The 13,181-nt window shown below is 69.5% G+C and carries 9 protein-coding genes and 1 tRNA gene; 8 read left to right on the forward strand and 2 right to left on the reverse strand.

Annotated features, from left to right (window positions below):
* Window positions 1–6 precede the first annotated feature (6 nt).
* From ASF88_RS10945 to ASF88_RS10965, 5 genes are all read left to right on the forward strand, one after another.
* Window positions 7–1,197 carry a DNA polymerase III subunit delta' gene (locus tag ASF88_RS10945; protein WP_055917972.1) on the forward strand — a complete coding sequence of 397 codons (1,191 nt, stop codon included), beginning with the start codon at window positions 7–9 and terminating at the stop codon, window positions 1,195–1,197.
* Window positions 1,194–2,750, forward strand: coding sequence for an alpha/beta hydrolase (locus ASF88_RS10950; RefSeq protein WP_055917974.1), 1,557 nt, complete (start codon window positions 1,194–1,196; stop codon window positions 2,748–2,750). Before ASF88_RS10945 ends, ASF88_RS10950 begins: the two co-directional genes overlap by 4 nt.
* A 59-nt stretch (window positions 2,751–2,809) precedes the next feature.
* Window positions 2,810–3,505, forward strand: coding sequence for a TetR family transcriptional regulator (locus ASF88_RS10955; protein WP_235493409.1), 696 nt, complete (start codon window positions 2,810–2,812; stop codon window positions 3,503–3,505).
* A gap of 88 nt (window positions 3,506–3,593) precedes the next feature.
* Window positions 3,594–3,669, forward strand: a tRNA-Thr gene (locus ASF88_RS10960).
* 132 nt (window positions 3,670–3,801) lie between these two features.
* On the forward strand, window positions 3,802–6,360 hold the full coding sequence (locus ASF88_RS10965; protein ID WP_055917979.1) for a PKD domain-containing protein: 2,559 nt from the start codon (window positions 3,802–3,804) through the stop codon (window positions 6,358–6,360).
* 13 nt (window positions 6,361–6,373) lie between these two features.
* On the opposite strand, the gene ASF88_RS10970 is transcribed toward ASF88_RS10965, so the two are convergent.
* Together ASF88_RS10970 and ASF88_RS10975 are read right to left on the reverse strand one after the other, a co-directional pair.
* Entirely contained in the window at window positions 6,374–8,023 is a 1,650-nt protein-coding gene (locus ASF88_RS10970) for a PQQ-binding-like beta-propeller repeat protein (protein ID WP_055917982.1), read from the reverse strand.
* Complete coding sequence (locus ASF88_RS10975) at window positions 8,020–8,607, reverse strand: RNA polymerase sigma factor (protein ID WP_055917985.1); 588 nt, start codon at window positions 8,605–8,607, stop codon at window positions 8,020–8,022. The genes ASF88_RS10970 and ASF88_RS10975 overlap by 4 nt, the downstream gene beginning before the upstream one ends.
* Before the next feature lie 91 nt (window positions 8,608–8,698).
* Here ASF88_RS10975 and ASF88_RS10980 point away from each other — a divergent pair, with 91 nt between their 5' ends.
* From ASF88_RS10980 to ASF88_RS10990, 3 genes are read left to right on the forward strand one after another with little or no spacing between them, the layout of a single operon-like run.
* Window positions 8,699–10,333, forward strand: coding sequence for a D-alanyl-D-alanine carboxypeptidase/D-alanyl-D-alanine-endopeptidase (locus tag ASF88_RS10980; protein WP_055917987.1), 1,635 nt, complete (start codon window positions 8,699–8,701; stop codon window positions 10,331–10,333).
* A gap of 15 nt (window positions 10,334–10,348) precedes the next feature.
* Entirely contained in the window at window positions 10,349–10,930 is a 582-nt protein-coding gene (locus ASF88_RS10985) for an isochorismatase family protein (protein WP_055917990.1), read from the forward strand.
* Between the two features lie 60 nt (window positions 10,931–10,990).
* Window positions 10,991–13,156 (forward strand): MMPL family transporter, encoded by a 2,166-nt coding sequence (locus ASF88_RS10990; RefSeq protein ID WP_055917993.1) that lies wholly within the window; start codon window positions 10,991–10,993, stop codon window positions 13,154–13,156.
* The last annotated feature ends 25 nt before the right edge of the window (window positions 13,157–13,181 follow it).

Raw genomic sequence — 13,181 nt, forward strand, 5'->3', positions numbered from 1 at the left:
GAGCACATGGCGGTGTGGGACGACCTGACGGGTCAGGACGAGGCGATCGCCGTCGTGCGCGCCGCCGCCGAGTCGGCGACCGTCTCCGGTCCGGCTGCCGCCGCCGCGCGCGGCATGACGCACTCCTGGCTCATCACGGGTCCTCCCGGTTCGGGCCGGTCGAACCTCGCCTATGCCTTCGCGACCGCACTGCTCAGCCCGGGAACGCCGGACGGTGACCGCGCGACCCAGCGTCAGGTGGAGGCGCGCACGCACCCCGATCTCGCCGTGCTCAGCACCGAACGCGTCATCATCTCGATCGAAGAGGTGCGATCCCTCGTCTCCAGCTCCCAGTTCGCGCCGTCGGTCGGCCGGTACCGGGTGATGATCATCGAAGACGCCGACCGGATGACGGAGCGCACCTCCAACGTCCTCCTGAAGGCCCTCGAGGAGCCGCCGGAGCGCACGGTGTGGATCCTGTGCGCCCCCAGCGACGCCGATCTGCTGCCGACCATCCGCTCCCGCGTGCGCACCGTGCGGCTCAAGGTCCCCGGGGTCGCCGACGTGGCACAGCTGATCGAGCGCCGCGACGGAGTCGACCGCGCGGTCGCCGAGCGCGCTGCCCGGCACGCGCAGAGCCACATCGGGATGGCGCATCGCCTCGCGACGAACGAGGAGGCCCGTCGCCGGCGCGATCAGACCCTCGAACTCGCCCTGGGCATCCGCTCGGTCTCCGACGCCGTGCAGGCCGCGGCGACGCTGCTGGAGGTCGCCGGCGCCGACGCGAAGGCGATCACGGAGGAGCGCGACGCCGAGGAGCGCGAGCACGCCCTCCGTTCGCTGGGTATCGAGCCCGGAGGCGCCATCCCGCCGGCACTCCGCGGCCAGCTCCGGCAGCTGGAGGAGGACCAGAAGCGCCGGGCGACCCGCAGCCTGCGCGACGGGATCGACCGCATCCTCACCGACCTGCTCTCCCTGTACCGCGACGTGATGATGCTGCAGCTCGGCAGCGACAGCGAGCTCGTGAACATCGAGCTGGAGGGGCGGCTGTCCGCTCTCAGCGCGCACACGACTCCTGCCGCTACGCTCGCCGCGATGGATGCCATCGCGACCGCCCGTGAGCGGATCGACGGCAACGTCGCACCCGCCCTGGCCCTGGAGGCCATGCTCATCACCATTCTTCGCGGCGGCGCCGCGCGAAAGGGGACCGACCTGTGACCACCCGACTGAGCCGTCCGGCTCGCCGGCGGGCCGCTCGCACCGTCTTCGTCGCGATCGTGGCGGTGGCCGCCCTGACGCTGACCGGTTGCGTCACGTGGTTCCTGCCCGCGAAGACGTCCAGCACCTCCACTCCGGTGTCCGAGAAGGTCGCCGCCGCGCTCACTCCCTTCTACTCCCAGAAGCTCGTGTGGAACGAGTGCGCGCAGGGCAAACAGTGCGCCACCGCCAACGCGCCGCTCGACTGGAACGACCCCTCGGCCGGCGAGGTCAAGCTGGCCCTCATCCGTCAGCAGGCCACGGGCAGCAAGCAGGGGTCGCTGCTGGTGAACCCCGGGGGCCCGGGAGGCTCGGGCTACGACTTCGTCAAGGACTCGGTGAACTACGCCACCGACAAGACACTCCAGAGCCATTTCGACGTCGTCGGATTCGACCCCCGCGGAGTCGGCCGCTCGACGGCCGTGAAGTGCTACGACGCCGCACAGATGGACGACTACCTCTACGGCATCACGCCCGGTCAGCGCGGCTCCGACGCGTGGATCGCGAGCAACGTCACGCAGTCGAAGGACTTCGGCTCCGCGTGCGCGAAGAACACCGGGGCCCTGCTCGACCACGTCGACACGGTGAGCGCCGCGCGCGACCTCGACCTCCTGCGCGCCGTGCTCGGCGACAAGAAGCTCAACTACCTCGGCTACTCCTACGGCACCTATCTGGGCGCCGTGTACGCCGGCCTGTATCCGGACAAGACCGGTCGGCTGGTGCTCGACGGTGCACTCGACCCGGCAGCCAGCAACTTCGACGTCACCAAAGTGCAGGCCGAGGGCTTCGAGAGCGCACTGCGCGCCTACCTCAAGAACTGCCTCACCCAGAAAGACTGCCCGTTCAGCGGCACGGTCGACGACGGCATGACGACCATCTCGCAGCTGCTCGCCGCTGTGGAGGCCAGCCCCATCCGCAACTCCGACGGCCGCGAGCTGGGGGCGAACACGCTGGTCACGGCGATCATCTACCCGCTGTACGACGCGACTGCCTGGTCGTACCTGAGCAGCATGTTCGCCGACGTGATGAAGGGCAGCGCGCGGATCGCGTTCACCCTCGCGGACGGCTACAACAGCCGAAACAGCGACGGCACGTACAGCGACAACTCCACCGAAGCGTTCATGGCGATCAACTGCCTCGACTACAGCTACGACGACGACCCGGCGACGATGCGCGCGCAGGCGCAGGAGCTCGCCAAGGCCGCGCCCGTGATCGGGCCCTACATGGCCTACGGCGACATCGGCTGCGCCAACTGGCCGTACAAGACGACGGTGCAGCGGGGGCCGATCTCCGCGGCCGGATCCGCGCCCATCCTCGTCGTGGGCACCACCAACGACCCGGCGACGCCGTACGTGTGGGCGAAGAACATGGCATCGGAGCTCGAAAACGGCCACCTCCTCACCTACAAGGGCGAGGGGCACACCGCATACAACAAGTCCAACTCGTGCGTGAACGGCGCTGTCGACTCGTTCCTGGTCGATGGCACCATCCCACCGAAGGGCAAGACCTGCTGAGTCGGACCCACGCCCCCGCGTGAGTGGTGCAATTTTGCAGACGGTGAAATAATCGACTCGTGACTGTGGTGACCGGGACGACGGACGGCGAGCTGGGCCTCCGTGAGCGCAAGCGCATCGCGACCAGGCGTGCCATCCAGCTGGCGGCGTTGGAGCTCGCGAGCGAGCGCGGGTTCGACAAGGTGACGGTCGACGAGATCAGCCATGCCGCCAACGTGTCGCCGCGCACGTTCTTCAACTACTTCCCGTCCAAAGAGTCGGCGATCATCGGCGAGCTCCCCGAACTGCCCGACGAGGAGAGCATCGAAGAGTTCATCGATGCCGGGCCGGCCGAGCCCATCCTCGACGGCATGGGCAAACTGCTCATCGCTGCGATCGAGACAGGCGACCTCGACGGCGACCTGGGTGGCGGCCTCCCCGCCGAGACCGCGGCCAGCGCGCAAGAGCTGCACGTGCTGCGCCGCTCGCTGCTGAAGGACAACCCCGAGCTGTTCGCGCAGCGGATGGCGAGCATGCACAAGTTCGAGGACGCCCTGAGCGCCGTCGTGCAGCGCCGCCTCGCGCACGACGACCCGCAGCTCGCGGAGGACGAGGAGGCGTTGCATCAGCGCGCGCGTCTCGTCACCTACGTCGCGTTCGCGGGGATGCGGCACGCGTGGTCGTGCTGGGCCGACCACGGCGGCGTCGAGCCCCTCGCCGAACGGCTCCGCAGCTCGTTCGCCCAGCTGCAGGCGCTCGGCGCGCAGCAGGTCTGAGCGACGGAGGCCACGGCCGCGCATGGTCGAGAGCACCCTCCCGAATCGGGTAAGCTATCTGACTGTGCCCGGGCGCGAGTCCGGCCACGCCGCCCTAGCTCAGTCGGCAGAGCATCTCACTCGTAATGAGAAGGTCAAGGGTTCGATTCCCTTGGGCGGCTCCATCTGATCGACTTCTCCGTCTTCCTCGAGTCGTCGTCCCTCCATCTAAGACCCGACGGTTTTCGTGCACCCTCCGCCCATGCGGCGTAGACTGGCCCCGATCTGAGGATTATTCAGTTTGGCCGGGGGCTGTCATGGACACAACGACGAAGTCCGGCCGGGCGCGTGTGCTCGGCATGTTCACCGCGGTGGCTAGTGCGCTGCTGCTGATCGGGGGAGGGCTGAGCATCGGCGGCGCCGCATCCGCCGACACCAGGCCGGTCGACCCGACCAATCCTGCGACGCCTCCGACCGTCGACGGCAGCGTGCTGCCCACCACCCAGATGGACGGCGTCGCCTGGGCTCAGACAGTCGTCGGAAACACCGTCTACGTCGCCGGGAAGTTCACGGCTGCGCGCCCGTCGGGATCGCCCGCGGGGTCGAACACGACGCCGCGCAGCAACTTCCTCGCCTATGACGTCACCACGGGCGTCCTCAAGACCACCATCAACGTCCCGCTGAACGCACAGGCGCTCGCCGTCGCCGCATCGCCGGACGGCTCGCGCGTCTACCTCGCGGGCGACTTCACCACCGCCGGAGGCGCTACCTACTACCGGATCGTGGCCATCAGCACGGCGACCGGGCAGATCATCAGTTCGTTCCGTCCGGCGATGGCGAGCCAGGTGCGTGCGATCGCCGCCACGAACACCGCCCTCTACGCGGGCGGCACTTTCACCAGCGTCAACGGCATCGCCACCGGCTACATCGCGAAGATCGACGCGTCGAACGGCTCGCTGGTCACGTCGTGGAAGGCCTCGGCCGACTACGTCGTGGACGCTCTCGCGGTCAGTCCCGACGGCAGCCGGGTCTACGCGGGAGGCCGCTTCCAGAAGATGGACGGTGCGGCCAACTACGGGCTCGCGATGGTCGACGGCACCTCCGGCGCCGTCCTGCCGTTCCCGACCAACACGATCGTGCGCGACGCCGGGGTCAACGCGGGCATCACCGCGCTGGCCGCCACCTCCGACCGGGTCTACGGCTCGGGTTACGTGTTCGGCTCCGGCGGAAACTTCGAGGGCGCATTCTCGTCCGACGCCGTCACCGGAGCCCTGGTCTGGATGGAGGACTGCCACGGCGACACGTACACCGTCATGCCGATCGGCAACGTCCTCTACGCGGCCGGGCATGCGCACATGTGCAGCAACGTCGGCGGGTTCCCCGAGACGAATCCGCGCACCTATCACCACACCCTGGCGTTCTCGAAAGCCCGGACGGGCACCCTGACGAACGATGGCAACAGGTCGTACGCGAACTTCAGGGGCCAGCCGTCGCCGAGCCCGCTGACGTGGTACCCCGACTTCTCGACGGGCACCTACACCGGCCAGGGACAAGCGGTCTGGAGCCTTTCGGGCAACACGAACTACGTGGTCGCCGGAGGCGAGTTCCCGACGGTGAACGGCAAGGCGCAGTACGGGCTCACCCGGTTCGCGACGGACAGCGTCTCGCGCAGCACGATGGGGCCGAACAACAACACGGCGCTCACGCCGACGGCCAGCTCGTCGACGTCCGGGCAGGCGAGGATCGCCTGGACCTCCACGTACGACATGGACAACTATCAGCTGACCTACGCGCTCTCGCGTGACGGCAACACGGCGAACCCGGTCTACACGACGACCAAGGGGAACAACTTCTGGAACACCTCCGCGATGAGCTTCACCGAGTCCGGCCTGACGCCGGGGAGCGCGCACACCTACACGCTCACGGTCACCGACCCGGACGGCAACCAGATCGCCCGTAGCGGCAACCAGGTCGTGATCGCGGGCGGAGGCACGAACCCGCCGCCAGTCGCGTCGTTCACTGTCGGGCAGAACGGGCTGACGATCAGCGTCGACGGCACGGCCTCCAGCGACCCGAACGGCACGATCGCGTCGTACGCGTGGAACTTCGGCGACGGCAGCACCGCGACCGGCTCGACGGCGAGCCACGCCTACGCGGCAGCCGGCACGTACACCGTGACCCTGACGGTGACCGACAACCAAGGCGCGACGAACTCGACCTCGAAATCCGTGACGGTCACGGCGAACTCCGGCAACACCATCGCTCAGGACACCTTCCAGAGGACCGTCAGCGGAGGCTGGGGCAGCGCGCAGACCGGAGGCGCGTGGACGGGCTCGGGGAGCGCGACGCAGTACTCGGTGAGCAGCGGGACGGGCAACATCGCCGACGCGGCAGGCACGACCGCGACCGAGCTGCTCAAGTCGGTCTCGTCGACCCGCACCGACACGACGGTCACCCTCACGACCGACATCGCGCCGAGCGGAGGCGGGGCCTTCGTCTCGGCGATCGGCCGGCAGGTCGGCTCGGTGGCCTACGAGGGGCGGGCCTGGATCAGCGCGAGCGGCGCAGTGCAGGTACAGCTGCTGCAGAGCGGCACGACCATCCAGTCGGCAGTCGTCAGCGGCGTGACCTACACGCCCGGGATGCAGCTGACCCTGCGGGTGCAGGTCTTCGGCACCTCCCCGACGACGATCCAGGCGAAGCTCTGGCCGGCCACGCAGGCCCAGCCCACGAACTGGCAGGTCAGCGCCACCGACTCCACCGCCGCGCTGCAGGCAGCGGGCAACGTGGGGCTGAAAGCGTACCTGTCGGGCACGGCCAGCCCGTCGCCCGTCACCGTCAAGTTCGCGAACTACGGGGTGGTCGCCGTTCCGTGATCGGGAGGCCGGGTCAGCCGATCGACTCGAGGTGCGTGCCCGTTCCGCTGACCAGGTACCCTCCATCGAACTCCCAGGTCGTCGACCAGCTGGTTCGGGGGAGGGTCCAGAGCAGCTTGCCCGTCGCCAGATCCCACGCCGAGCCTGGCTGGCCGGGATCCGTATAGGGGGCCCGTCGGTAGCCGTAAAGGTTGCGCGAGCCTGAGAACAGACCCGGAATCGACGTGTCGGCATAAGAGCCCGAGCTGACCGGGTGGCCGTCGTCGACGGAGTAGCTGCAGAGCGCTCCGGTCGAGTACCGGACGATGATCGCATTGCGAGCGGTGTCCAGAACCGGGTTCGCGTTCTGTTCTCCATCGACGCACGTCGAGCGGGGGACGTTCCAGACGTCCTGTCCCGTCGTCTCGTCGACCAACATGACGTCTGATTTCGTCGTGACCAGGAACCAGCCGGCTCCGAGGCCGTTGGCGTCACCGAAGGACGGCCGCCCCGGTAGCGCTCCGGGCATCCTGACCTCCTGGAGGCTCGGATTGGGCCCGAAGGTCCGGTTCCAGAGCCGGTGCCCTCGCGCGTCGTAACCGCTCGCGGACGACACGGGGCTGTTCCAGTCGTAGTCGACCAGGACATCTCGCGTGGGGTAGGTGATACGGAACGGGTTGTCACCCCTTATCACTGCACCCGTCGCCGCGTCCAGGAGGCGGTCGCCCGCCCAACCGTCGTGCCACTGCGTCGAGAGGTCGATCACCCCCGATCCCAGCGTCGTCCCGTTCATGGAGGTGCCGAAGCCGGGCAGCGTGACCGTCCACACTGGTCGATCGGGTGTGAGGGGGTCGACCCTCATGGCGACATCGTCGGACACCGGCGTGCCCCGGGCGTCGGTGTTGTGCTGGATGGCGATGAGGTCTCCCGAGTCGTCTGGCAGCGCTATCCGATCCCGTAGAGGGAAAGTGCCTTCACCGAGGGTGTACGGCCCCAGCGTCCGGCCGGTCCGGAGATCGATGACCTCGTGGGGTCCTACGTCGTCCGCCCCGTAGGCGATGAAGGCCCGTCCCGATGTGCCGAGAACCTGCAGGTCGGTCATCCTCTGCCCCAGGCTCGCGACATCGAATGCCCACTCGCGCGTCCAGAGCGTCGTTCCGTTCGACGTGTCGACGAGCGTGAGCGCAATGTCCTCGTGCGTCTCGTCGATGCAATCCGAGCCCTCGTACTCTTTGGGACGGGTCCCCGTCAGATACAGCGCACGGCCGTCCGACAGCGAGTACGACTGCGTTCCTGTGCACCCGTCGTCCGCGCCGGGGAGGTCGAGCGTCCAACTCGGTTGCGCCGGGAGGGCGTCCACGTCGTGCGGCAGGATCGGCGTCGACTGCACGATCGGTGCCTGCGTCGGGGTCGGCGTGGGTGTCGGGGTCGGTGTCGGTGTGGCCGACGACGGGACGACCGGCGCGGGCGCCGGCTCGGGCTCCGCGAAGCGGAGGACGCCCGTCAGCGCGAGCGCCGCAGTGCCGCCCGCGAGAGCCAGGGCGACGCCGGTGAGCGCCGCGACCATCGCGAAGCGCCGGGTGGGGCGGCGGGAGGGCGCGGCATCCACCGTCTGGATGAGCAGCTCGCGGATGGCGGCGCTGCGGGCGGCGTCGAACGCCGGGGTCGGGTTGCTGGTGGTCATTGCGCACCTCCTTCGAGGATGGGCTCGGCCATGCCGAGCGTGAGGTCGCCGAGCTTGCGCTTGGCCCGGGAGAGCCGCGATTTGACGGTGCCGACCGGGACGCCGAGGGTCGCCGCGGCCTCCGCGAGGGGCAGTTCCTCGAGCACGCAGAGCGTGATGACGTCCTGATCGCGGGGCGGAAGCGCGGCGAAGGCGTCGCGCACGCGCTTCTCGCGCGGGCCGTTGTCGATCGACGCGTCGATGTCCACCGCGTGGTCGCCCTGGGTCTCGGGCTTCGGGAGGCGTGCGAGCGCCGTGCGGTACCGGCGGGCGCTGCGCGTCTGGTTGCGGATGACGTTGTTGGTCGTCACCAGCAGCCAGGGGAGGATCGTCCCGTCGACGACGTGCACGGCGTCGCGGCGGCGCCAGGCCTCCAGGAACACCATGGCAGTGGCGTCCTCCGCTTCGTGCGGGTCGCGGAGCAGGCGCAGTGCCTGCCCGAAGACGCGGTCGCGATGCCGGTCGAAGAGCGTGGCGAACGCGGCGGAGTCCCCGCTGCGTGCGCTCGACCAGGCGTCGGCCTCGTCGAAACTCCCTGTTTCCATATCCCCTCATGTCCGGTCGGCGGGAAAGGTTCCATCGAGCGGCCGGACGGTGGCGATTGGTGCTCTCAGGGAACGTGGGTAATATACCCGGATGCGCGAATCGGACCAGCGCGACTCCGGTCTGCCCGACGGCACCGAGTCTGAATCGACGAACACTTTCCCGCTTGTTCCCCCGACCGGCGACTCCTCTGCGACGAGCGAGCCCGGTGAAACGGCGACCCGTTCCGGCCGCCGGGCGGCCGCGACCCCGGCACGGGGAGGCGCCGCGGGAGGCGCGGTGGCGGCAGCGGCGGCGGGAGTCCTCTCCGCGATCCGCAGCCACCCCAAGGCCTGGATGGCTGCGGGGGCGGCGGTCGCCTTCGTGATCCTCGGCACGGGCAGCGTCGCGCTCGGTGCGACCATGGGCAGTGCTCCGGCGAAGGCGGCGGGAGTGGCCTCGCCGACGCACTCGGCCAGCAGCACGCCGACGCCCACGGCGACCCCCACCGTCGACCCGGCTCGTCCCGTGCCCGCCGCGCAGCCGGCGGCGAGCCGCATCCGCACCTGCTCGGTGGCCTCCCTCGCTCAGGACGGCCGGCTCGGCAACCTGGAGGCCCAGGTCGTCAACGCGAAGACCGGCGCGGTGCTGTTCGACCGCAACGGCGCCAAGCCCGGCCCGACGGCCTCCGTGCTCAAGACCCTGACGTCGGCCGCCGCGCTCGCGACCCTCGGCCCCGACTACCGCGTCCAGACGACAGTCGTCGCCGGCAGCGTACCCGGCCAGGTCGTGATCGTCGGAGGCGGCGACGTGACGCTGTCGCGGCTGCCCGGAGGCCAGGGCGCCTTCTACACGGGCGCTCCGTCCATCCAGGACCTCGCCAACCAGACCAAGCAGGCACTCGGCGGTCAGCCCGTCACCTCCATCGTGGTCGACGCCTCCCTGTTCGGCGGCCCGCTGTGGCAGCCCAGCTGGGACGAGCACGAGGAGCGCGTGGTCGAGGGCTCGACGCCCTACATGTCGGCCCTGATGGTCGACGGCGACCGCAACGACCCGGGAGCGGTGGAGTCGCCGCGCAGCACCGACCCCGTCGGGCGGGCCGTGCAGTATTTCCAGCAGTACCTGGGCACCAACGTCCCGGTCACCTCCGGCTCCGCTCCGGCGGGAGCGCGCCAGCTGGCCGCCGTGCAGTCGCAGCCGGTCACCACGCTGATCGATCAGGCGATGAAGTACTCCGACAACACGATCATGGAGGAGCTCGCGCGCCTTGTGGCGATCAAGGCCGGCGCCGGCAACACCTTCGAGGCCGAGAACGCGGGCGTGCTCGCCGGGCTGAAGGGCTACGGGATCGACACCAGCGGCATCCACATCGCCGACGGCTCCGGCCTCAGCGCCGACAACGCGGTTCCGCCGGCATACCTGACCCAGCTGTTCATCAAGGTGCTCAACCGCCAGAACGGACTGGGCGTCGTCTACGACGGTCTGCCGGTCTCCGGTCAGTCCGGCACGCTCGGCCCGGGCTACAGCCGCTTCACCGGCGCCAACGCGGTCGCCCGCGGCGCCGTGCACGCCAAGACCGGCTGGATCAACAACGGCTACACGCTGTCCGGCATCGTCGACGCCGCCGACGGCACGCCGCTCACCTTCGCGGTCTTCGCGCTCGGCCCGGTGAGCGAGAATGCCAAGCAGGCGATCGACACGCTCGTCACCGGCTTCTACAAGTGTGGTGACAACCTCATGAACGGCTGAGCAGAGGAGGCAGCGGTGGGCAAGGCGCTGTTCATCATCGACGTGCAGAACGACTTCACGGAGGGGGGCGCTCTCGGCGTCGACGGGGGAGCGGCGGTCGCTGCGGCCATCACCGAACACCTGCGCGCGCACGCCGGTGAGTACACGATCGTGCTCGCGAGCCGTGACTGGCACGACGCGGACAACGACAACGGCGGCCACTTCGCCACCGATGCCGATCCGGACTTCGTTTCCACCTGGCCGCCGCACTGCGTCGCTGGCACGGCCGGCGCCGAGTACCACCCCGCGCTCGACACCTCCCGCGTCGGCTACCACATCCGCAAAGGCCAGGGAGTGCCCGCCTACTCGATCTTCGAGGGGCGTACGGATGCGGGGTCGACGGTTCACAACCTGCTGGACGAGCACGGGATCGACATCGTCGACATCGCGGGCATCGCGACCGATTACTGCGTGCGCGCCTCCGCGCTCGACGCACTGGCGCACGGGCAGCGCGTGCGCGTACTCACCGACCTCGTCGCGGGTGTCGCGGCTGAGTCGTCGGAGGCGGCGCTGGCCGAGCTGGGCCGCGCGGGAGCGGAGCTCGTCGCGACCGACTAGAGAGCGGCCCCAATTAGGCACTATGCTGATTGCTAACTTGGCTAGCTAATTGGAGGCGTGATGTCGGGCAAGCCGTCACTGTGGTTGCGGATCGTGGTGCCGACGGCGCTCATCCTGATCTGGTTGGTGGTGGCGGGCATCGGCGGCCCGACCTTCGGCAAGCTCTCCAGCGTCTCCAGCAACGACCAGGCCGCCTTCCTGCCCGCGAGCGCGGAGTCGACCGAGGTGCAGGACTGGCAGAAGCGGTTCACGGACTCCGACGCGGTGCCGGCGATCGTCGTGGTGCAGTCCGACTCCGCCATCCCGAGGAGCGAGCTCGCGTCGTACTCCGAGCTCGCCACGAAGCTCGGGGAGGTGAAGGGCGTCCAGGCGCCCGAGTCCGGCGCGACGACGAGCGTCGCCGGGCCGATCCCGTCGGAGGACGGCACGGCCGTGCAGTTCATCGTGCCGGTCGCCGACACGAACAACGTCAAGACGGTCGTCGCCGACCTGCGCAGCGTCGTGAAGAGCGAGCTGCCGTCGGGAGCCCAGGGCTGGGTCACCGGTCCCGCGGGGCTCACCGCCGATCTGGTCAACGCGTTCGGCGGCATCGACGGCATCCTCCTGCTCGTCGCGGTCGGCGCGGTGTTCGTCATCCTGCTGCTGGTCTATCGCGCGCTGCTGCTGCCAGTCCTGGTGCTGCTGACCTCCGTCTTCGCGCTGTGCGCCGCCATCCTCGTCGTCTACCTCTTCGCGCTGTGGGGCTGGATCAAGCTGAGCGGGCAGAGCCAGGGCATCCTCTCGATTCTGGTGATCGGCGCCGCCACCGACTACTCGCTGCTGCTCGTGGCGCGCTACCGGGAGGCCCTCCAGCAGGACGAGTCGCGCTGGACGGCGATCCTGAAGGCGTGGAAGGCGGCCTTCGAGCCGATCCTCGCCTCCGGCGCCACGGTCATCCTCGCCCTGCTGTGCCTGCTGTTCTCCGACCTCAACTCCAACAAGAGCCTCGGGCCGATCGCCGCTATCGGCATCGTGTTCTCGCTGCTGTCGGCGCTGACCCTGTTGCCGACGCTGCTCGCGGTGTTCGGGCGCGCGGCGTTCTGGCCGTTCCGCCCCGTCTACGCCGGCGACCACGCCCACGAGCACAAGCACACCGACGAGGAGGCCATCGCCGGGCTCAACGGCATCCGCGGTGTCTGGCGGCGCGTGGGTGCGCTCATCGCCCACCGGCCGCGGATCACCTGGATCGTGTCGTTCGTGCTGCTCGCAGCCTGCGCCCTGGGGCTCACCCAGCTCAAGGCCAACGGTGTCGAGCAGACCGACCTGGTGTTGTCGCAGTCCGATGCGGCCGACGGGCAGAAGGTCCTCGCGAAGCACTTCGACGCCGGCTCGGGCGCGCCCGTGATCATCGTGGCGAAGGAGGCCGACGGCGAGGCGGTGCGCGCGGCCGCCGAGAAGAACGACGGCATCGCGACCGCGACCCTCTACACGGGCGGAGGCCGCCCGGCGGCCGCGGGGGGCGCCGCGGCGCCGCCGGTGGTGAAGGACGGACGGGTGCTCGTCCAGGCAACGCTGAAGGCGCAGCCCGACTCCGCGGCCGCCGAGCAGGTCGTCCGCGAGCTGCGCCACGACCTCCCGAGCACCGACTTGAGCGTGCTCGTGGGCGGGGTGACCGCGATCGCGCTCGACACCAACGACACCGCCCAGAGCGACCTGATGAAGATCATCCCGATCGTGCTGCTCGTCATCCTGCTGGTGCTGATGCTGCTGCTGCGGTCGATCGTCGCGCCGGTCCTCCTGATCGCCAGCGTCGTGCTGTCGTACGCCGCCGCGCTCGGCGTCTCCGCCCTGGTGTTCGACCACCTGTTCCGATTCCCCGGCGCGGACGCCAGCGTGCCGCTCTTCGGGTTCGTCTTCCTGGTGGCCCTCGGGGTGGATTACAACATCTTCCTGATGACGCGGGTACGGGAGGAGTCGCTGCGGATCGGCACGCGGCCCGGCATCCTGCGGGGCCTGGGGATGACCGGGAGCGTCATCACCTCCGCCGGTGTGGTGCTCGCGGCGACCTTCGCGGCCCTCGCCGTCATCCCGATCCTGTTCCTCGTGCAGATCGCCTTCATCGTGGCGTTCGGCGTGCTGCTCGACACCGTGCTCGTCCGCTCGCTGCTCGTCCCTGCCCTCTCGTACGACATCGGACGGGCGATCTGGTGGCCGTCGAAGCTCTGGCGGAACGCGCCGCAGCGCTGACCCCGATGGTCATCGCGCTGCGCAC

It is taken from the genome of Leifsonia sp. Leaf336, assembly GCF_001423695.1.
Lineage (GTDB): Bacteria > Actinomycetota > Actinomycetes > Actinomycetales > Microbacteriaceae > Leifsonia.

Bases quoted from the DNA above. Each gene is read 5' to 3' on its own strand.
- ASF88_RS10945 (WP_055917972.1), top strand. From the start codon at position 7: ATGGCGGTGTGGGACGACCTGACGGGTCAGGACGAGGCGATCGCCGTC.
- ASF88_RS10965 (WP_055917979.1), top strand. From the start codon at position 3,802: ATGGACACAACGACGAAGTCCGGCCGGGCGCGTGTGCTCGGCATGTTC.
- ASF88_RS10970 (WP_055917982.1), bottom strand. From the start codon at position 8,023: ATGACCACCAGCAACCCGACCCCGGCGTTCGACGCCGCCCGCAGCGCC.
- ASF88_RS10975 (WP_055917985.1), bottom strand. From the start codon at position 8,607: ATGGAAACAGGGAGTTTCGACGAGGCCGACGCCTGGTCGAGCGCACGC.
- ASF88_RS10980 (WP_055917987.1), top strand. From the start codon at position 8,699: ATGCGCGAATCGGACCAGCGCGACTCCGGTCTGCCCGACGGCACCGAG.
- ASF88_RS10990 (WP_055917993.1), top strand. From the start codon at position 10,991: ATGTCGGGCAAGCCGTCACTGTGGTTGCGGATCGTGGTGCCGACGGCG.